1 protein-coding gene is annotated in these 451 nt (G+C 59.4%); it reads right to left on the reverse strand.

The annotated features are described in order from the left end of the window. Nucleotides 1–101: 101 nt before the first annotated feature. Nucleotides 102–451: transposase (locus E1958_RS19830; protein WP_166664722.1), on the reverse strand; the 350-nt coding region annotated here is incomplete at its 5' end.

Below are 451 nucleotides of genomic sequence, written 5' to 3' on the forward strand. Positions count from 1 at the left end.
TGCCCAGGCGCTAAATCGGCGGTGTCTAGCCGCTGAGTGCCGGCTCCTGGATTTGTGGTGGGCAAGCCCATAAATAGCTAATAAAAACAGTGTGTTATTCTTCATGCGGCCAGGTGTGCGAGGACCTGGCTATTCCCGACCTGTTTTCGCCGGACGCAGTAATCCCTCAATGCGCCGACCCCGAGCCAGTTGACCACCCGCAGGAGGTTGTAGCCAAGAATCATCAGGCTCATCTCACCGCGGACCTTCTTGAAGCCGCGTACCAGGAAGTGGTCCCAGCCGAACCAGCGTTTGAGCGTACCGAAGGGGTGTTCGACCAGACCGGCACGCTGACGCATCTTCTCTGGCCCCGATTCGGCCATCCGTTGCCGGTGGGCTTGGATCAACTCAGCATGCTCGCTGCGATAGATACGGCGTGCAGCGCCGGAGGCTGGTAGACACACCGCCTTGA

It is taken from the genome of Candidatus Thiosymbion oneisti, from assembly GCF_004359955.1.
GTDB lineage: Bacteria > Pseudomonadota > Gammaproteobacteria > Chromatiales > Chromatiaceae > Thiosymbion > Thiosymbion oneisti.